Origin of the sequence: Paenibacillus sp. CF384, from assembly GCF_900106745.1 — a bacterium.
Classification (GTDB): Bacteria; Bacillota; Bacilli; order Paenibacillales; family Paenibacillaceae; genus Paenibacillus_Z.
On sequence record NZ_FNNV01000008.1, the window covers coordinates 156,624 to 177,443 of the forward strand.

General features: G+C 47.0%; 17 protein-coding genes. 14 read left to right on the forward strand and 3 right to left on the reverse strand.

The features are described from left to right. Nucleotides 1-135 precede the first annotated feature (135 nt). Entirely contained in the window at nucleotides 136-291 is a 156-nt protein-coding gene (locus tag BLW29_RS31455; protein ID WP_177186642.1) for a hypothetical protein, read from the forward strand. Nucleotides 292-434: 143 nt separating this feature from the next. After that, the gene (locus BLW29_RS15260; protein ID WP_090980969.1) at nucleotides 435-797 is read left to right on the forward strand and encodes a VOC family protein; all 363 of its coding nucleotides are present in this window, start codon (nucleotides 435-437) and stop codon (nucleotides 795-797) included. Between the two features lie 499 nt (nucleotides 798-1,296). Here BLW29_RS15260 and BLW29_RS15265 read toward each other — a convergent pair whose 3' ends face one another. Next, entirely contained in the window at nucleotides 1,297-2,193 is an 897-nt protein-coding gene (locus BLW29_RS15265; protein ID WP_090980971.1) for a LysR substrate-binding domain-containing protein, read from the reverse strand. 134 nt (nucleotides 2,194-2,327) lie between these two features. Between BLW29_RS15265 and BLW29_RS15270 the strand changes: the two genes are divergently transcribed. The 10 genes from BLW29_RS15270 to BLW29_RS15315 all read left to right on the forward strand — a co-directional run bounded on the left by BLW29_RS15270 (nucleotide 2,328) and on the right by BLW29_RS15315 (nucleotide 16,159). After that, nucleotides 2,328-2,999, forward strand: a complete 672-nt coding sequence (locus BLW29_RS15270; RefSeq protein WP_090981188.1) for an O-methyltransferase — start codon at nucleotides 2,328-2,330, stop codon at nucleotides 2,997-2,999. Between the two features lie 171 nt (nucleotides 3,000-3,170). Then, nucleotides 3,171-3,965, forward strand: coding sequence for an SDR family NAD(P)-dependent oxidoreductase (locus BLW29_RS15275; protein WP_177186643.1), 795 nt, complete (start codon nucleotides 3,171-3,173; stop codon nucleotides 3,963-3,965). 11 nt (nucleotides 3,966-3,976) lie between these two features. Further along, complete coding sequence (locus tag BLW29_RS15280) at nucleotides 3,977-4,738, forward strand: phytanoyl-CoA dioxygenase family protein (RefSeq protein WP_090980975.1); 762 nt, start codon at nucleotides 3,977-3,979, stop codon at nucleotides 4,736-4,738. A gap of 273 nt (nucleotides 4,739-5,011) precedes the next feature. After that, nucleotides 5,012-6,793, forward strand: a complete 1,782-nt coding sequence (locus BLW29_RS15285) for a sensor histidine kinase (RefSeq protein ID WP_090980977.1) — start codon at nucleotides 5,012-5,014, stop codon at nucleotides 6,791-6,793. A 1-nt stretch (nucleotide 6,794) separates the two neighbouring features. Then, a complete protein-coding gene (locus BLW29_RS15290) occupies nucleotides 6,795-8,423 on the forward strand; it encodes a response regulator transcription factor (RefSeq protein WP_177186644.1) in 1,629 nt (542 codons plus the stop codon). A gap of 164 nt (nucleotides 8,424-8,587) precedes the next feature. Then, a complete protein-coding gene (locus BLW29_RS15295) occupies nucleotides 8,588-9,535 on the forward strand; it encodes an ABC transporter permease (RefSeq protein WP_256208640.1) in 948 nt (315 codons plus the stop codon). Nucleotides 9,536-9,553: 18 nt separating this feature from the next. Then, a complete protein-coding gene (locus tag BLW29_RS15300) occupies nucleotides 9,554-10,516 on the forward strand; it encodes a carbohydrate ABC transporter permease (RefSeq protein WP_256208641.1) in 963 nt (320 codons plus the stop codon). A 48-nt stretch (nucleotides 10,517-10,564) separates the two neighbouring features. After that, nucleotides 10,565-12,145, forward strand: coding sequence for an ABC transporter substrate-binding protein (locus tag BLW29_RS15305; RefSeq protein WP_090980981.1), 1,581 nt, complete (start codon nucleotides 10,565-10,567; stop codon nucleotides 12,143-12,145). 67 nt (nucleotides 12,146-12,212) lie between these two features. Continuing rightward, nucleotides 12,213-13,139, forward strand: a complete 927-nt coding sequence (locus tag BLW29_RS15310; protein ID WP_090980982.1) for a phytanoyl-CoA dioxygenase family protein — start codon at nucleotides 12,213-12,215, stop codon at nucleotides 13,137-13,139. Next, nucleotides 13,136-16,159: a beta-galactosidase gene (locus tag BLW29_RS15315; RefSeq protein ID WP_090980984.1), complete on the forward strand. Its 3,024-nt coding sequence runs from the start codon at nucleotides 13,136-13,138 to the stop codon at nucleotides 16,157-16,159. The genes BLW29_RS15310 and BLW29_RS15315 overlap by 4 nt, the downstream gene beginning before the upstream one ends. Nucleotides 16,160-16,762: 603 nt before the next feature. Here BLW29_RS15315 and BLW29_RS15320 read toward each other — a convergent pair. After that, nucleotides 16,763-17,488 (reverse strand): NPCBM/NEW2 domain-containing protein, encoded by a 726-nt coding sequence (locus tag BLW29_RS15320; protein ID WP_177186645.1) that lies wholly within the window; start codon nucleotides 17,486-17,488, stop codon nucleotides 16,763-16,765. 153 nt (nucleotides 17,489-17,641) lie between these two features. Further along, nucleotides 17,642-19,630 (reverse strand): heavy metal translocating P-type ATPase, encoded by a 1,989-nt coding sequence (locus BLW29_RS15325; RefSeq protein ID WP_090980987.1) that lies wholly within the window; start codon nucleotides 19,628-19,630, stop codon nucleotides 17,642-17,644. Nucleotides 19,631-19,788: 158 nt separating this feature from the next. On the opposite strand from BLW29_RS15325, the gene BLW29_RS15330 reads away from it, so the two are divergent. Further along, nucleotides 19,789-20,157, forward strand: a complete 369-nt coding sequence (locus BLW29_RS15330) for an ArsR/SmtB family transcription factor (protein WP_177186646.1) — start codon at nucleotides 19,789-19,791, stop codon at nucleotides 20,155-20,157. A 126-nt stretch (nucleotides 20,158-20,283) separates the two neighbouring features. Then, the gene (locus tag BLW29_RS15335; RefSeq protein ID WP_090980989.1) at nucleotides 20,284-20,769 is read left to right on the forward strand and encodes a cysteine hydrolase family protein; all 486 of its coding nucleotides are present in this window, start codon (nucleotides 20,284-20,286) and stop codon (nucleotides 20,767-20,769) included. Nucleotides 20,770-20,820 lie beyond the last annotated feature (51 nt).

Below are 20,820 nucleotides of genomic sequence, written 5' to 3' on the forward strand. Positions count from 1 at the left end.
TAAACAGTTCCAATGTTATGATGGGAGAAAAAGGACTAACTGATGAAACTACGTATTCCGTTATATCTCGCTGCCACCTGTTTAATATCTATTTTTGCTGATAGGTATGTACTGAACTGGGTGGGGAGTGCTGATGTGAAATCCATTATCTTCGGTCTGCTTGTCGGAGTAGCCTTCCTTGTACTTGAGAAATCAAGACTTGCAGGCAAATGTGTATCTATACCATCAGGTATTGTGATTATTATGCTGAGTCTTGTTGTAAGACTGTTATCGAATCATTACTATCTATAAATATCGCAAGCTGTCGACTTATTCGGCAGCTTTTTGTTTTCTGAGTATGTAGGATTACAAATAAAGGAAATTCCGTGCGGGAGTAGAATAGGAGTAGGGGTAAGCTTCATAAACATTTTTTCCATCATTGGGAGGTAATTGATATGGTAGAGCAGGCAGTGACTTCTCCAATTAAACCGATTGTTCCGGCAATCTTCGTTAATGTAACGAATGTGAGGAAATCTGTTGATTGGTACTGCAACTTGCTGGGTCTTCCGATCCCGGAGGAAACCAGAGAGGGCATGCATATCTTCGACTTAAGTGGAAGTCAGTGCTCGAATATCTTTCTGGAAAAGAGAGACGAAGTAACCCCTTCTGCTGAGCCGTTATTCAGTTTAACTGCTCCTGATCATGAAGCTGCTTTTCAATTTCTAACTCAGCTTGGCGTGGAAATTATACGCAAGGATGAAGAAGTCATTCTTTTTAAAGACCTGGATGGGAATGTGCTGATGGCTTGTTCGATCTAGCATTTTCAGCCTGTAGAGAGAAACCCCACGTTTCCATAAACGTCGGGTTTCTTTTCGTTCACGTAAATCGCATCTATTCTGGGGTGTGAAAATCTAACGGATCGTAGAGGCCTTATTATAGGGAAATCGACTGCGAACAACATGCAAAACGCCAAATAAGACCTCCACGGTTCGTTAGAATTTTATTGAAGCTATTTTGAGGCGAATAAGACCTCTACGGTTCGTTAGAGTTTTTCGATAGAAACTAAACTCAACTTTCGAACTTTCGGCATAAGATGGAGGCGGATTGGGTTTGAATGGTGAGTTGAGAGTTCCATTATTGGACTCTCAGCTTTGTTTTAAGTTGGTTTGGCAGTTGAGAGTTCGACTTTCGAATGCTCAGCATACGGCGGAGGTGGATTGTGTTTGTTTAACGAGCTGAGAGTTCCATTATTGGACACTCAGCTTTGTTTTAGTTGGTTTGGCCGCTGAGAGTTCCATGATTGAACTCTCAGCTACTCTACTCGCGAACCGGGTTAGCGCGGATCATCTGGATAAAATTCATCGTGGAAGCAGAGAGCGGCTCGTGCTTGCGCGTACATATCGCAATGCTGTTGGTCAGATGGATCCCCTCCACATAAACGCGGCACAGTTCTCCGCGTTTGACGTAGTCTCGCACAACCAACGAAGAGACGAAGTTGGCGCCGTAGCCTGCAATTACAGCGGTAATCGCTTCGTGCAATCCATTGAATTGCAAGGAGATTGTTGGGGTCGAGGAGTTGTAGGTGCGGCATAGAGACAGCAGTCGCTCACGGGTGGAGCTTCCTTCTTCGCGCATGACGAAAGGCTCTTTCATCATGTCGGACAGCGAAATTTGTTGATTCGCATAACGGTGCCCGGGAGCAACGACGAACCATAACTCATCCCGAAACAACTCCTCCGTCTGAATCGTATCCGGATAAGCCTCCGGCATCCCACCGTAAATCGCGATATCGACCTCTACATTCAAGAGCTGCTTCAACGCATCATTGGAATTCGTCGTGGTGATAATCATTTCGACTTGCTCGTACTGCTGTTTGAAGGTTGCAATCCAAGCGGGAATCAAGAAATGAGCCGGCAAATACGTCGCTGCCAAACGAATGCATCCATGCGAGCCGCTTAGGTAATCCCGGGCATATTGTTCAATTTGTTGTTCCACGGCAAAAAGTCGCTTCGCCAGCAAAGCGATCTCTTCGCCCGCATCCGTTAAAGCGATCCCTCTTCCTTGTGGCTTAAGCAGAGGGAGCAGCAGCTCTTTCTCGAATTTCTTAATCTGCGCGGTGATGGCGGGCTGGCTGATATTGAGCAGCTCCGACGCGCGAGTGACACTCCCCGTACTTGCAATCACATGAAATAATCGTAAGGCATGTAGATTCATCGCGATCCCAATCCCCCTATTCGTCAAACCATATATGAAATATATAAATTCAATTTAAACATATATTATATTTATGATTATAACTCGAATACACTGGAAGCAGAAGTTCATAAGGAGAAGGAGAAGTGATCATGATGAATCAAGCTGCGGTGTGGAGTAAGGTGGATCAGTATATTGCGGAGCGGTTGATTGAACAGGATGTTATTCTCGATAACGTGCTAACGAACAATCAAGAAGCGGGATTACCGGTGATTGATGTCTCGCAGGCACAAGGCAAATTCTTAAACTTGCTTGTACGGCTGCATGGTTCCAAACGAATCTTGGAGATCGGGACTTTGGGCGGTTACAGCACCATCTGGTTAGCGAGAGCCCTTCCTTCAAATGGCCAACTCGTCACACTTGAGCTCGACCCCCATCATGCACAAATTGCAGCAGCTAATCTAGCTCTTGCACAGGTACAGGATAAAGTTGAAATTAGAGTGGGCGAAGCTTTGCAGCAATTGGCTCTCATGCGGGACGAGGGCGTGGAGGCCTTCGATTTCATCTTCATTGATGCGGATAAGCCGAACAATCCAGCTTATTTGAAGTGGGCCCTTCATTTCTCCCATCCCGGAACGGTCATCGTTGGCGATAATGTGGTACGTGGAGGCGAGGTGCTAGACGAGAATAACCCCGATCCTCGTGTCATAGGGGTGAGACAGTTCTATGATCTCTTGGCAGAAGAGTCCCGAATTACAGCCACTGCGATTCAAACCGTGGGCAGCAAAGGCTACGATGGGTTCATGATTGGTCTTGTTACAAGGTGATCGCACACAGCCCGCATATCTCACTAAGGCTGCCCGCGCGGTAGCCTTTTCTTATAAAGTCATATTTCGTATATTTTGAGTCTACTGTGATCAATGACGCATACCTGAACCTATTCTACAATAACAGTTAAGTATCGTTATCATCCGCATCATCGTATGGGAGAGGATCGTATGTCGGAAGCATCAAGGCTGCTGGATGGCCGAATTGCACTAGTAACAGGGGCCGGAAGCGGGCTCGGGCGAGCCATTGCCGTTGGCTTGGCAGAACAAGGAGCGAAGCTCGTACTGGTAGGCCGCCGAGCGGCGAAGCTGGAAGAAACGGCAGCAATCATCCGGGAAGAAGGCGGGACGGCTTACCCGATTGCAGCTGATATTTCGAAGCTGGATGAAGTAGAGGCGATGGCTCGGCACATTTTCACAAACTATGGCGTCCCGGCCGTAGTCGTGAATGCTGCGGGAGTGTTCAAAGAAATCGGTCCGATTCTGGAAAGCGATCCAACAGGATGGATGGAAACGATCATGATCAATGCCGTCAGTCCTTATTACATCTGCAGAGCACTGGCGGGCGAAATGGTGAAGGCGGGGTGGGGGCGCATCATTAACGTTACGTCAGCGGCAGCATTGGCCGAGCCTGAAGGAACTAACAGTGCCTACGCTACGAGCAAAGTGGCGTTGAATCACTTTACCAGACAGCTGGCTGCAGAACTTAGCGGAACAGGGGTGACTGCGAACGTGTTTCACCCCGGCGAAGTGAGAACGGAAATGTTCGAAGCCATAAGGGACAATGTCCGCGTGCCGGGGGAGCTGCAGGACTGGGTGGCTTGGGTGGAGCGAACAGGCGGCGACTCGCCGGCGAAATCTGTCCAGCTTATTGCCGATTTGCTAAAGCCGGAGTCGGACTCCATTACCGGCCGATTCCTATGGATAGAGGACGGACTCAAGAAACCCAAATATAGCTGGGATTAGGAGTGTTGATCATGACAACCTTACAATCGCATCTGGATGAGTTTAATCGACAAGGGTTTACGGTATTTCGGGGGGCCATTTCGGAAGCGTGGGCAGACGAGCTGCATGCCGGGTTGCTGCAATATTTGAAAGAACCGCATTTACCGGGGCAAGGGGACGGATTCCGTACGCGTATGTTCGAGCGGGGAGAAGCGTATATCCGATTGATTGAAAATGAACCTATCGTCGACTTCGCGGAAGCGCTGCTTGGCGAGAAATGCCATATGTTCTGCATGAATGCGTTCACGACTAAGAAAGGCAAAGGCTTCGATACGTGGCATGTGGATGAGGAACTATTCTTCCCGCTGCCTGAAGGAACGGAACTGGATGAGCGTATCCAAATGCCGACTTATCTCATTACGTGCATCTACTATTTGGTAGATGTTGCACCAGACATGGGGCCAACGCAGTTGATCCCGACCAGTCATCGGAGCGGTCAGCATCCGCCGGCTAATCAGGATCCGCCGATCTACAAAGGGCTAGAACCGGTGACGATTAACGCGCGCAAAGGCGATTGCCTGATCTTCTCCGGGCAAACCTGGCACCGCGGATCGACGAATCAAAGCGATACAGATCGCGCCGTGCAGCAAATGATGTACGGGAAGAGATGGATCTCGCAGCGATTCTGGCCATTCATTAACTACGTAATGCCGCAGGATGTCATTGATTACGCGGAAGGGAATCCTCGTCTTAGACGGCTGCTGGGCTTTCATCAGCACGGTCCTTACGGATGACATTCCTATTTACGCTTAATTAGAAGCCGTTGTTTTGCTGCCTTAAGCAGCAGGGCAGCGGCTTTATTCCTGTGCGCTGTTTACGAAACTAGCGATAATAACCGTAATCATGTCATGGCTATTCGTATATTACGACTAGCCCTTTCCGTTATGATTAATCCAAGTATCGACATTTTCTTAGGAATCGGGTTACAATTTGCATTACCATCGCGCTTGTCCTTATTGTTCATACCGGACTGAGGTCGATTGATTGACGCAGGGAGAGGTAAGCCAATGAACCAGAAGAGAACATTGCGTTTCAAATTCATCCTCGGTTTTTTTATCGTAACGACGCCGTTGATTTTTTTTCTGTTCTATAATAATTTCTATGCGATGAATGTCGTGCGTACGGAGGTATCCCAGTCGTATTATAATTTCCTCGAAACGCAGGTCTCCTCTCTCGATCAAACGTTGGAGGAAACGAACAATTATATTTTGCGCCTTGGAAGCAGCGATTTCTCCTACACGAATTTGATACCGCTTACACTGTATCCGAAGGAGAACGGCGATTATTTTATGGCCAAACAGTGGTTATTGCGCAAGTTCGATGATGATCTCAGCGTTTACAAAGGAATCAAAACCTTCTTCGTTTATTCGAAGAAGAATAATGACATGATCAGTGTCAAGAAGAGCTATGAAGATACCCAGGAATTTGACGGCGTCCTGTATTCCTTCTTCGAACGGCATGCGAATGACATGGATACGCAGAACTGGACGGTCACTTCCTGGTCGGGTAAGTATTACTTGGTTCGTGTCATTCCGATCAGCCCGAATGAAATCAATCGAGAGCTGTATGTAGGCGCATTAATCGATATTGATCACTTAATACAACCGCTTAAACAATCTAATTTCGGGAACAGCGGGAAAGAGCTGCTGCTGATGTCGAACGCGGGCACTTCCCTGATCGAAACGACCCTCTCTTCCGATAACGTGAATGAAATCGTGAAGAAGCTCGAACACAACGAGATGAAGTACGTCTCCTTTACGAAGTCATCGAGCGGGAGCAAGTATATGCTTGTCGGCCTTCCTTTTCAATATGCGCCGATTAGCCTGGCCGTCTTCATACCGGAGAAAGTCGTGCTGCAGAAGCTGTTATATTTTCAACGCCTGCTCTTCTTGCTCCCCATCGGGTTAATTATCATCCTTGCTTTCTACTTGTTATTCGTGAAGAACGTCCTGCTGCGGCCCATGAACATTCTGATCAAAGGGATGCAGAGCATCGGCCGGGGGAACCTGGATGTGAGGCTTGCTGACCATTCCACCAAAGAGTTCTCCTTCCTGGTCGAGACGTTTAACAAGATGGCCTCGCAAATGCAAGGCTTGAAAATCAACGTATACGAGGAAATGCTGCGCGCGCAGAGGGCGGAATTCAATCATCTGCAAGCGCAAATTAACCCACACTTCTATTTAAACTCCCTGAATATTATATTCAGCCTCTCGGTGCTGGAAGAGAATTTGCTGGTTCAGAAGATGACCGAGCATTTGGGCGATTATTTCCGCTTCATTACTCGTTCCCACCGGGATACGATCACGCTGGCTGAAGAGATCGGACATATCGAGAACTATTTGGAAATTCAGAAGCTTCGATTCCCGGAGAAGTTAACCTTTGAGATTACAGTCCCTGACACGTTCAAGCCATACAGTATCTCTCCCTTAATCGTTCAACCCTTTGTTGAGAATGCGATCATACACGGAATGGATAAAGGCAAAGCGATCTTTCACATTGCGATCACGGTGAGCCAATCCGAAGAGTCGGCCGATTGCTATGAAGTGAGAATCAGCGATAGCGGTAAAGGCTTTGCTCCTGATAAACTGCAGCTGTTCCAAGCCGGTCAATATGCCGAAGGCCAGGGCTCGGGCGATAAACATCTCGGTATTTGGAATGTACACCATCGCTTACGGATGAAGTATGGTGAGGGATTCCGTATTCTGTTCGAGAATGGAGCCGTTAAAGGGGCAGTCGTCCGCTTAATTATTCCCAAACAGTCACCATATGAAGAACAGGGGGATCTCTAGCATGTATAAGTTACTTATCGTAGATGATGAAGTCTATGCAATTAAAGCGTTGCTGCGAGGGATCGATTGGAAGGGGTTAGGCTACAGCGAGGTGTACAGCGCGAGCGACGCAGATGAAGCGATGGAGATTATTCGATCCGTGAGCATCGATGTGCTGCTGTGCGATATTGAAATGCCTGACAGCAATGGACTTGATCTGGTTGGCTGGGTTAGAGAGCACAGCACGTCGATCGTGCCGGTTTTCTTGACCGGTCATGCTGATTTCGCCTACGCACAACAGGCCATTCGCCTGGGCAGCTATGAATATTTACTGAAGCCTGTTAACTATGATCAGCTAAGAACGGTCATGGTGAAGGTACAGGAGCGGGTAGAAGATCTGAGGAAGGTCGAGCAATTCGATGAACGCTTCCAAACCTATGAGAAGCTGTGGGAGAAGCAGAAGCCGCTGCTGACCGAACGATTCTGGCAGGATATATTAGCTCAGCGCCTCATTCCGACCGCGGACAATTTGATGGAGCAGCTTCCTGCGTATCATGTCACGTTTGACCCGAAAACATGGATTTTGCCAATTCTGCTTAGTGTGGAGATGTGGAGCAAGGAGTTCAATCTGCGCGATGAAGAAATCATGGAGTACGCATTGCGGAATGCGGCGGCCGAGATGTTTCTGCAATCCCATGCAGGTGACGTCATTCAAGATCGCAACGGCCTTCATTTCATCCTCATTTATTTGACGAACCCTGCAGAAGCCGATAAGGATGAATGGCATGCCAAATGTCAGGACTATATTGACGTTTGTTCACGATTGTTCTATTGCAGCTTGTCTTGTTATATCGGACGGCCGACAGAGATAATCGATCTATCGGAAAGCTATCATGCGCTGCTGGAGCTAGAGGCTCGCAATATTGCGAATACGAGAGTTGTCCAATTCCAGCAGGAGAGCACGGGCAGCGTGTCGACGAAACCGATTAAAGCGCCGGTCCATATTGAATGCGCGGATTGGGTCGTGCTGTTCGAGTTAGGGAAGAAAGAGGAGCTCATGAAGCGATTGGAGGCTATCCTTGCAGAGCTTCGGGAGGACCAAGCCAGTGCCGCCGCTGAAACGATTGATGCCCTGTATCACTCCATCTTACATATGGTGTACCAAGTGTCGCATAAGCATGGACGGTCCGTGAAGGAAATGCTGGGTACGGGGAAGTGGTTTGGGGATGCATCGGCTACCCGTTCCATTGCTCACTTCCAGCAATGGGCCGCACGTGTTATTACAGCAGGAATTGAGTATATGCAGGTCATGCGGATGGACAGCTCCGCCATTATCGAGAAGATCAGGCAGTACGTGCAAGCGAATTTGAAGGATGTGATGAGGGAAGGGATCGCCTCTCATGTGCATTTGAATTCCGCCTATCTGTCCAGGCTGTTTAAGAAAGAAACAGGGCAAACCTTGATGGACTACATCATTACCGTTCGCATGAATCAAACCAAGATCATGCTCATCGAAACGGATCTAAAGATCAGTGAAATCTGTGAATCTATGGGATACGAAAACTTCTCTCACTTTAGTAAAATTTTCAAAAAACAAGTCGGCGTTCATCCGCAAGAATTTCGCAAGCGATATCAATTGCTGGATAAATAAGTGCAAGAACAGACCCTCGGTGAGCGATCCATTGTTCATCCGAGGGTTTATTTTATTGCTGTCATAATAACGGCAATGAGGTCATTCCACTTCGTAGAAAGCCTATAATCGAGACTCTATAATAAAGGTAACAGATGGGGATAACGAGAGAGAAGGTGCTGAATATGGGTAATAAACCCATTAATAATCAATACAAAACATCCTTTATGAAGAAAGTATATCAAAATCGCTATTTATTACTCATGTTGCTGCCAGGCGTCATTTACTTGATTATTAACAACTACATTCCGATGCTAGGGTCGGTTGTCGCTTTCAAAAGCATCAATTACGCGCTGGGTTACTTGAAGAGCCCATGGGTCGGATTCGACAATTTCGAGTTTCTGTTTAACTCAAGCGATGCCTGGGTCATTACGCGAAATACGATCTTGTACAATCTAGTATTTATCGTCCTTACCCTGGTCAGTGCCGTAACATTCGCTATCCTGCTGAACGAGCTGCGCAACCGCTTCTTCTCTAATTTGTATCAGAGCATCATGTTCCTCCCTTACTTTCTGTCTGCAGTTGTCGTAGGGTATCTTGGTTACTCGATGCTGAGCCAAGAGTTTGGCTTCATAAACACAATTCTATTGGCTCCACTCGGCATTGAACCGATTGCGTGGTATAGCGAGCCGAAATACTGGCCGTTCATCTTGCCGATCGTCTACATTTGGAAGAACGTAGGCTACTCCATCGTAATTTACTTAGCGGCCATTATCAGTATCGACAAGGAGTACTATGAGGCTGCCATAACCGACGGTGCAACCAAGTGGCAGTTAATCCGAAACATTACACTGCCTTCCATCAAGCCGATGATGATCATTCTGACCTTGCTCGCAGTCGGCCATATCTTAAATGCAGATTTCGGTTTGTTTTATCAATTGCCGCTTGATGCGGGAGCTTTATATTCCACAACCAACGTCATTGATACGTACGTCTACCGGGCTTTGATTCGATTGGGAGATACCGGAATGTCGTCGGCAGCGGGCATGTATCAGTCGGTAGTCGGATTTGTACTAGTCGTTAGTGTAAATTTCCTGGTACGCAAAATAGACAAAGAGAATGCACTCTTTTAGAACAGGAGGAGGAGAAGCTTGGAAACTACATCATCGGTCAACTATTCTTTGCAAGATGAACCTTCGGCTGTAAGAAGGAATCAGCGAGACATACTGGCTGTCTCAACAAAGTCCAATATCATTCTAAACATCATCTTTATCCTATACGGTTGTCTGTGTCTTCTTCCCATCTTATTAGTCGTAGGCGTTTCCTTCTCGGATGAGAAATCGATCGCACTCCACGGCTATAAATTAATACCTGAGAAATTCAGCTTGTCCGCATATGAGTATTTGTGGTTCGATATTCACAGTATTATTACGGCTTACGGGATTTCGATCTTAGTTACGGTTGTCGGAACCATAGCCGGCATCATTATGACTGCCTTGTTCGCTTATCCGTTATCGAGGGGAGACTTTCACTTCCGCGGCTTCTTCTCTTTCTTTATCTTCTTCACGATGATATTCAGCGGCGGTCTGGTGCCATGGTACTTGGTATACACGAATCTCCTTCATCTAAAGGATACTATCTTCGCCTTGATCGTCCCGGGACTGCTCATGAACGCCTTCTACGTGATCATTATGAGAACGTTCTTTCAAACGACAATTCATCCCTCGATCATTGAATCCGCAACGATGGAGGGGGCAGGTGAAGGCCGCATTCTCGTACAGATTGTTGTCCCGTTATCGCTTCCTGTCTTTGCCACAATCGGATTGTTTTACTCCCTTGGTTATTGGAACGGCTGGTACAACAGTCTGATCTTCATCAATAATGATGACATCATCAATCTCCAGTACATGATGTACAAGGTGTTAATGAACCTGCAGTTCTTGCTGGCAAACGCTCAAGCAGGGGGGCCGAGCTCTACGGAGATCGCCAACTTACCGAGTGAATCCGTACGTATGGCCATGTGTATTGTTGGCACGGGGCCGATGGTGTTCGCCTATCCATTCTTCCAGAAGTACTTCGTCAAAGGATTGACGGTAGGCGCTGTAAAAGGCTAAAACTAGCATGGCTAGTTAGCATAGATAAATATACTCAGGAGGGTTTGTATGAAGAAAATGAAAAAAGCAGCTCCACTCGTTGTAGCCTCTATTGTTTCAGCGTCTCTGTTGTTGTCAGGCTGTGGAAAAAACAACGATCAAAGTGCAAGCAACGAGCAGGCCGCTACTAATACGAAGCAAGAAACGACGGCGACCAATGAAACCGCCACCACGACCAATGAAGCTCCTGCCACGCCGGAACTGGCGCCATACAAACTCAAGATGGTCGTGCCGGGCGGAGCGGTGCCGAAGGACTTGGCATTGGTCAACGAGGAAGTCAGCAAGTATCTAAAGGATAAAATTAACGCATCGTTCGAGTTGGATGTTATCGACTGGGGCAGCTGGCAGGACAAAGTGAACTTGAAGTTTGCATCAAGCGAGCAGTTTGACTTGCTTCAAACGATGAACTGGGATAACTTCGGTACCAAGATTCAACAAGGCAACATTATCGACTTGACCGATCTGATCGATAAGAATGCACCGGATCTGAAATCCGTAATCAACCCGGCGCTGCTTGAAGGTTCGAAGGTGAATGGACGCAATTATGGCATTCCTATCAATAAAGAGCTAGCCAGCCAAGCAGGTGTCATGCTCCGCAAAGATTTGGTGGATAAATACAAAATCGATATCACTCAAATTAAAAAGGTCGAAGACTTAGAACCGATCTACCAAATGATCAAAGAGAAAGAAGCCGGCGTAACTCCGCTCTACTTGAATAAAGATACAAGCGTGGATTGGATCTTTAATCCCATGAATTTCGAAGATTTGGGAGACGCCACCCCGGGATCGGTAGTACGCGGAGCCAACGACTTTAAAGTCGTGTCCAGCATTGAAACGCCTCAAGTGAAAGCGGAATTGGATCTGGCACGCAAATGGTTCCAGGCCGGCTATGTAAACAAGGATGCGGCAACAGCAGCAGATATCTCGGGAGCACTCAAAGCGGGTAAAGCTTTCTCTTACGTCCAGCAGCTGAAGCCGGGTAAAGATGCGGAAGATAGTTTGGCTAACGGCGTTGAATTTGTACAGGTGGAGTTAACCAAGCCCATTGTCAGAACGGCAGATACAACGGGTTCAATGACATCGATCTCCAGAACCTCGAAGGATCCGGATCGTGCGATGATGTTCCTGAATCTCCTTTACACCGACAAATACTTAGTTAACCTGCTTGCATTCGGTATTGAAGGTAAGCACTTCGTGAAGAAATCCGATAACGTAATCGATTTCCCGGAAGGCGTAGATGCTGCAACATCAGGTTACGTGCTTAACGGCGCTTGGATGTTCGGTAATCAGTTTAACGATTATCTGTGGGCCAATGAGAACCCGGCTAAATGGGACAATTTCTTGAAGTTCAACGAATCCGCGGAGAAGTCGAGCGTGCTTGGATTTGTCTTTAACCCAGAACCGGTTAAGAATGAAATCGCGGCATTCAACAACGCGAAGAAGGAATTCGAGCCTGCTCTGTTCACCGGAACTGTTGATCCTAATGAATTCCTGCCTAAGTACATCAATAAAATGAAGTCCATCGGGGTCGATAAAATCATTGCAGAGAAGCAGAAGCAGCTGGATGAATGGGTAAAAACGGCGAAGTAATTAATCTACATCTCAAAGGCTGACGCTCTTCGGAGCGTTAGCCTTATTTATACCAAGGAGGGATCGGATGCTTCATCATGTGCTTAACTTCGAGCAAATCGAGCATTTCAAGGAACGGGGCTGGGTCAAGGTCGAACAGGCTTTTGCGCCGGAAACCGCACGCTCCTGTCAGCAATTTCTATGGGAGAAGCTGAGAGAGCGAGGGATTCTGCAAGAGGATCCATCGACCTGGACAGAGCCGATGATTTACATCCAGGAAGCCTATCGAAGTCCGGAATTTGACCGTTGCAACACGCTGAGAATGGCTAATGCGATTGAAGAGTTGATCGGCATAGGCAGATGGACAGATAAAGGTGTGTACGGCGTGGATGAGATTCATTCGACATGGGGCTGGTGGCCGGTGAACTTTGCACTGGGGGCAGAGAAAGAGTGGAGCGTTCCTACTGAAGGGTGGCATTGGGATGGCATACACTTCCGTCATTATGTAGATAGCCCGGAGCAGGGACTGCTGTGTCTATGCCTATTCTCCGACATTGCTCCCCGCGGCGGAGGTACGCTAGTGCTTGAAGGTTCACATAAGCTGGTCGCTCGTTTCTTGGCCGAGCATCCTGAGGGACTTGAATCACAGGCTGCAATAGATGCGCTAAACCTCCAGCATCCCTATTTAGCCGAATTGACCGGCATAACGAGCGGGAGAGCTGCTTCTTCTGCGAAAGAGCGCATAGATATCTTCATGAATACACTGCATACGGATTCCCAAGGTATTCAACTGCGCGTGGTCGAAACGACCGGCTCGCCGGGCGATGTGATCCTCTGTCATCCGTTTCTGTATCATACGTCATCGCAGAACCATAACGGCGTTCCACGGTTCATGTGCAACCGAACTACCCCGTTAACAGAACGGATGAACTTGAATCGAGATGATCCTCGTGAATACTCGCCGTTAGAACTCAGCATTCGGGAGGCACTCAGCGATAGGGAGACTACATCATGACGACTAAGCTTGAAGCGGCAATAAGCTGCAAGGAGTCTTATTTTAAGATAAATGGCAAGAGCAGACTGGTGATCTCCGGGGAATTGTCTTATTTCAAAACGGACCCGATCGAATGGGAGGATCGCATCCGCAAATTAAAGGCCAGTCTCTTGAATTGTATTAGCACCTACGTGCCTTGGGGGTTACATGAGAGTGAGAAGGAGCAGTTCAGCTTCTCGGGCCGCTTGGATATCGCCGAGTTCGTGGAGTTAATGAAACAGAATCAGTTATTCGGCATCTTGAAGCCGAGCGGATATGTTTGCGATGAAATCTCAGGTGGGGGATTCCCAAGCTGGATTTGGGCGGAAGGCGTCAGAACGCGAACCGGCGACCCCGCATTTCTAGATTATTTGCATCGCTGGTTGGATACGATCACGCCTTTGTTGAAAGACACTCAAATTACAGAGGGGGGAAACGTGATCCTTTGGCAAGTGGAGAATGAGTTCGGTTTCGGGAATAAGCCGTATTTGTTTCAACTCGCCAATCGCGTGAAAGAGCTTGGCATCGAGGTGCCAATCGTGCTCAATAACGGAGATTATTATGCCGAAGAGGGGCTGCTGGGGGCATTTGATTACTATCCGACACCTGCTCCGGATCAAATACGGGAAGTCGCTGCTTACTTTCAGAACTACCGGGCCACGCATCCGGACAAACCGATTTTTAGTCAGGAATTTGAGGCGGGCTGGTTAAACACCGCTCTCAGCTCTGACGTCACGACAATGGGACATTTACCGCGCGTATGGCTAGAAAGCTTATCGAAGCTTGCGTTTATAAACGGCTGTGCAGGATTGAACTACTTTATGTTTGCCGGTGGAACCGATCCGGGGATGCAGCCTGCTAAATTTTTCCCGAATCGCTATTATAACGAAGCTGCCATCGAAGAGTGGGGCGAGCTCGGGGAATTGTACTATCGCTATAAGACTACGCATGCTCAGCTGCTTTCCTTCGAATCCTTGCTGGTGGAGGAGCCGGAAATCATGACGGGTTCAGAAGCTTGCGTAGAAGGGGTTCCTTCCGAAGTGTTGGTGAACCTTCGCGGTAAACAGCTGCTAGCTTTCAGTAATGCTTCCGATGAAATACAAGCGTTCACCTGGGAGTCTGAGTTGCTAGGTTTAGTTCCAACCCTCACCGTGCTTCAGCCGATGGAAACGAAGATTTATCCGCTGCATGTTCTACTGCATGCGGGCTTGAAATGGATGCATTCCTCGGCTGAAATTCTCTACAGGGATGCGGGCGTTTGTATCGTATTTGGGGAGATCGGACAAGAGAATCAATTGAAGCTGGTGTGGAACAGCGAGTTCCTGCCGCATGTGGTTGATTCCGGAGCCGTGCAGACAGAATGGCGTGCGAATGAATTAACCATTACGTTCACGCCTCAGCGGGAAGATCAATGGATTTGCTTGGATGCCTACCGGATTATGATGGTTTCGCGGGAGCGGGCCATGCATACTTGGTTTGGGCCAGAAGTCGGCGGCAAACGGGATTTGCTTATTTCGGACCTCTATTATGCGGATTGGTCGGATTCGGACGACGGTCATATTCAAGTGGAAGCTGAACTTGGAGTTACCCATGCGTTGACGGTGATTCGCAGTGCGGATGCATCCATGAAGCAAATGACTTACACGGCACCTGATGCAATCGCTGCTGATCTTCAGGAAACCGCCGAAATCATGAAGTGGGATATATGCCAGGATTGGGAGAAGTCATTTGTGTCCTCAGAGGCTGCAGCCAAGAAAACCAAACTAGGAAGTTCCTTTGAGGCCAACGGGCATAATGATTGCGGCTATGCGGTCTACACAAGTGAATGGATCAGCGATGGTGAGGAGCAGCAATTATTGATCCCGGAAGTGAATGATTACTTTGATCTGTTTATCAATGAGGAATGGATTGCTTCGGGACAACGGACCATGAAGCTCCGGTTAAATAATCTTATTGCCGGGAAAAACAGCTTGATGCTGCGCTGCTACTCCACGGGACATGACAAAGATATGGCTCTTGATCCGGCTTTGAGCGGCATGATGCTGCCTTTGTATGTTGGTGCCCTTCACTACGAAGAGCTGGTGAGCTGGCAACAGAAGATGTTGTTCACCAAGGAAGAGAAGGATGCGATGTTCGAGGACAAGGATCTGCTGCTCTCCTATCACGATAATGGCTATGCGCAGGCAATCGGCATCGATATCGGGGGGCTCGGTAAGGAGACGGGGAATTGGTCCTCATTCGAATTCGGCTCGGAAGGCGTTCTGATCAAAGATGCCAATATCGACTACACGGGCTCGGGAGAAGTGCTAAACCGAACCCAGTTTTATGCGGATGCCAAGTATGCCGGAAGTCGGGTGCTGCTTGAAGTTCGAGATGCTGATTTAATCTACGCTCTTTATGTGAATGGCAAACACCTTGCTGCGATCTGGCAAGGGTGGAGCAACTGGGGCTTCGAGAATAGCCCGAAATACTGGGATATTACCTCGTTGATTCAATTCGGAGAATCCAACCAAATCCTGCTTCGTTGTCTAATGGGGCCAAGAGGCGGTGGTGTCCTTCAGCCTGCCAGCGTTTCCTTCTACAAAACCGCAATCGAAGGGGAAGCGAACTTCACTCCGTTAGCATCAGGCATTCAAGCTGCGATTGAGGGTGAGCTCGGTACATATGAGCAGGGCAGCTTGAAAGGCTTGATAGCTAGGCAGGAAGGTTCCCTGATTATATCGAGAAGTCAGTTTGCCTATACAGAATGGGCGGATTTGGTTCATCCGATGTACATCGAGCTGGAGGGCGTGCAAGATTTCACTTTGATTTATGTAAATGGCGAGTTAATCGGCAAATATTATCCTGGAGGCTATCAACGCAGATTCTATGTCTGGCGCTCATGGCTCAAAGAAGGGGATAATGAGCTGGCGCTTGTGGGTAAACTCACGTCTTCGCCGCAGCCTTGCATTAAGATCGGGTGTTATCATGTGAAGATGAAAGATCGTATTGTACTTAACTGAGCTAGATTCCAACATCGAAGAAACCGGTAAACCCTCCATCAGTTGAGCTGATGGAGGGTTTTTATTATTGTACGCGCTAACTAATCGTAGGAGCCTTATTTATGTGAAAATGCCCTTCAATAAAATCTAACGAATCGTGGAGGTCCTATTTAGCTGATTTCGAGACATATAGGGCTTTTTTTACCCCAATATGCCTTCTACGATTCGTTAGATTGATCAAGGAGGTTAGCGCCCCATCATTACTGAAGAAGGCAGAGACTTTCAATTTTCTTGTCAGAGCCAGGGGTTTATATAGAATTGTTTTCTGGCATCCTCCTTGAGTTGTACAAACTACACGATAACCCGATGCTTTCCGAGAAAAAAGAGACTTAACGTGTATAAACTGCAATAGAAATACGGATAAGCAGCTATATTCACTTGAAAGAGACTTATGAAATGTACTTTGTACACGTCATCCGTCATTTGAGAATAGAAAGTAGCGAATGTGTTGTATTCCTTACACGTCATTGTCGAGCCGAGTGACAGGTGATCCCTCGCACGTTCTTCAGTGGCCTCGTTCAAAAGGAAGAAAAAAAACGCCCTACTTAGTAGGACGTTTCATAATTACTTTAATAAAAATGGGTTAACGATATCGACTGTGCTGTATATAGTGTCGTAATGGTCTTCTGGGTCTTTGATACTTATTTTTAGGCTCAACACGCCAGTCACATCAACGTTGACTTCTTGTGGTTTTGATCCTACCAATAAGGTGTAACTTGCAAGCTCATTACCGTCACCTATAATTGTAACAACTCTTGCGTTGGAATAATTGTCGTATTTGATTCCCTCACCTAGACCTACAAGACCACTAAACTTTTTATATTTGGAGTCCAGTGCATATTCTATGTCAGTAACAGCGTATTCTGAAATCGAAATGCCATTTGTATAAACTTGTCCACCTAATAACATCTTTTTATTCACTTGGACAGAGTTTGCGTTTTTGCTGATTTTTGGGTTAAGGTCAGACAAGTATACGCCATCGCCCTTTGTACTACCAACGAATACGGAAGTAGTCTTACCGTCCCAAGTAACTTCTTTACCTAGCATTTCAGCGACCATCCTCATTGGGAGGTAGTTCGTTCCTTTATACATAAACGAAGCTGGAACCTCAGTTCCGTTATTATTGTAACTTCCGCTTGGCACAGTCTTATTGACTCCATTAATCCAGAAATTAACTTTATCAAACGATACTTGGATTGTTGATGTTGTGGCAGCGAACGAAACCCCAGAGAAAAATACTGCTCCTGCAATAAATCCGATAGTTGCTGACTTCAAGTTGATGCGTTTCATCTTGTGTTCCTCCTGTTGGTTGTTTTGTACAATTTCATATTCGAAATATACGAATGTCATATTTCGACAAATTGGATCTATTTTCCTTCATGTACATTTGATTTCCAAGGAACAAATTGTAAATATGCTGAAAAAGACCGTATCTTAAGTTGTTCATTGCTTCTTTGTACCCATCAGCACCGTCAGACTCACTAACGTCACGAAGATGGTAGCGCCCATATCGGACAAAATAGCAATCCACAGCGTTAGCCATCCCGGAATGGTAAGCAGCAAGGCGACCAGCTTCAATCCGAGTGCAACGCCTATATTAAACCGAATGATCGCATTGACTCGTTTGGCCACGGATATGGCCTCCGGCAGCTTGCCCAGATGATCCTGCATGAGCACGATATCCGCCGTTTCAATCGCGCTGTCCGTTCCTTTGCCCATGGCGATCCCCAGTTGAGCCGTCGCTAACGCGGGTGCATCATTGATGCCATCCCCAATCATAGCGACTTTTCCGCTAAGCGCGAGTTCTTTAATCTTATTCACTTTATCTTCGGGCAGCAGATTGCCGTAAGCTGTAGTAACACCAACGAATTTAGCTACCTTCTCTGCGGTCGTCTGATGATCTCCGGTGAGCATGACTGTGTTACGTATGCCGGCCTGACGAAGCTTTGATATGACTGTTGTACTTTCATCTCGAATTTCATCCGCAATGCCGAACATGCCCAGTACCTGCTCACTGTCAGCTAGTAGAACTAACGTGAGCGCTTGATTTTTCAATTCATTCATTTGAGCTTGGACGTCGGCTGGAATAGTAAGATGCTCCATGCTTCGTTCATTTCCAAGCCAATATGGCTTTCCTTGTACAAGGGCTGTGATCCCTCTGCCGGAAATTGTCTGGATTTCATCAGGTGCAGGGACCTCGATTCCAAGCTCCGTAATTTTCTTCATGACTGCTTTGGCCAGTGGATGAGAAGAAGAACTTTCGATGGCACCTGCGACTTTTAAGAATAGCTGCTCCTCGTATACGATCATCTTCTCGACGTACGGTTCTCCCTTGGTTATCGTCCCCGTCTTGTCGAAAGCGATGGTATCGATTTGGCCTAACTGCTCTAGGAAGACGCCGCCTTTGATCAAAATACCGTTCCGCGCGCTTCGAGTTATGCCAGCTACAATCGCTATCGGCGAAGAGAGAATAAGTGCACAAGGGCATCCGACGATTAAGACCGCCAAGCCTTGGTAGATCCATTTGCTCCAATCTCCGCCTAGGAGAAGGGGAGGAATCAGAAGGACGAGCGCCGAGATGATCATAATGATCGGTGTATAATACCTCGCGAATTTATTAATAAACAGCTCAGTCGGTGTTCTCGTTTCTTGGGCTTCTTCGACCAAATGCAGAATCTTCGCCAGGGAAGAATCCCTGTAGGCTTTCTCGATCCGGATGTGAAGGACGCCTTCATTGTTGATGCTTCCACCATAAACAGGCTCTCCATTTTCTTTCTCGATCGGTAATGCCTCTCCGGTAATTGCGGCTTCGTTAACCGAGCTTTTGCCGCCGACTACAACGCCATCAGATGGGATCTTCTCGCCGGGTTTCACGATTACCAGGTCACCGACTGTCAATGAAGTGATCGGGACGACGACTTCGTGGCCATTCTCAAGTTTCACCGCTTCTTTAGGAGCAACTTGAAGGAGTGTCTCCATCGACCGACGGGCTTTCTCCATCCCAAGTCCTTCTAACAGTTCATTCAAGCCGAAGAGAATAGCTACGAGCGTAGCTTCCTTCCACTCTCCGATTGCAACGGCTCCGATCAATGCGATTGTCATGAGGGTGTCGATGTTAAATCGCAATGCCAATAGATTTCTTAGTCCGCGTAGAAAGGTCGGATAGCCGCTCAGAGCAATGGCTGCCAAATACATCGCGATCTGGATACCGTTGTTTACCTGATCTCCAGAGATATAAGCGACACCATAGAAGATCGCAGAGACGATCAACAGTTTCACCATTTTGGAATTCCCGTGTTCATGTGAATGATCATGACCATGACCATGACCATGACCATGGGTATGAGAATGATCGTGACTATCCTCGTGAGCATGGTCATGACCTGATGCGCAATTATCGCACGAGAGTCCATTGGAGCGGGCTTCTTTCATAAGTGCACCTCTTTAATTCAATATATGAGTATGTATTCATATGATATGTTGGAATTATTTTTCTGTCAAATGTAATTCCTCCATCCGGCGAGCTGCAACAATCAGCAGGCTGCTATGTTATAATAAAGGACATCATATTCAATGGTTGGTGGAATGAATTGGACGATAAACTTACGATAGAAACCTGCGACGAATCATGCAGCGGGACTCAGATTGATTTTAAAGTCGTGAAAGAGAATTTAGTGGATGAGTCCGCTGCCAGTGCGATGGCCGATTTATTCAAGACACTAGGGGATGCCACTAGGGTGAAGATTATTCATGCGTTATCTCAGAGCGAGTTATGCGTACATGATTTAACACAAGTGCTCGATATGGGGCAATCCGCGATTTCGCATCAGCTTCGATTTCTAAGAAACCTTCGTATCGTAAAGAGGCGTAAAGTGGGGAAAACGGTATTTTACTCATTAGATGATGATCATGTGGAGCAAATATTCATTCAAACGTTACAGCACTTGAGACATGATTAATTTGCGACAACAGCAAAGGCAGCCGATCACTTGGATTGGCTGCCTTGTTTGTTTCCCTATACATGGGCCCAAATTTGGTATAATTGGAAGGCGTCAGGACTCATGAGAATGAAAGGAGTATCATCGATGAAAATTGGATTCCTAATTATTGATATGCAAACCATCCACCTAGAGGGTTTAGACAAGCAGAAGATAGAAAGAGCCAGTGAATATATCAACTATGTGTCAGATACGCTTCGTTCCAATCATCAGCTCGTCATACACATTCACGACATTGAAGGGATGACGGAGTCAAATCGAGATGTATTCGACACGGTTCCGGAAATTCAAGTTCAAGACACAGACATCATTGTAAGCAAAGAAAGCTCGAATGCCTTCTGGCAAACAGAATTGGAACAAGTGCTGCTGAAGCATGAAGTGGAACTAGTCATCCTTGCAGGATTTGCGGCGGAGCAATGCGTGTTGTTTACCTATAACGGAGCCAGCGAGCGAGGTTTTAAACCGGTTATTTTGCAAAATGGTATCTTGAGTAAACACCATGACGTCATAACCTCAACTTACCGGGATCGGAACCTAATCTCGCATCCTGTCATTAAATACTTGCTGAACTAGCATTACAGGAACTATGGCCTATTAGCTCAATTTGGTGGTGTTACATTGCAG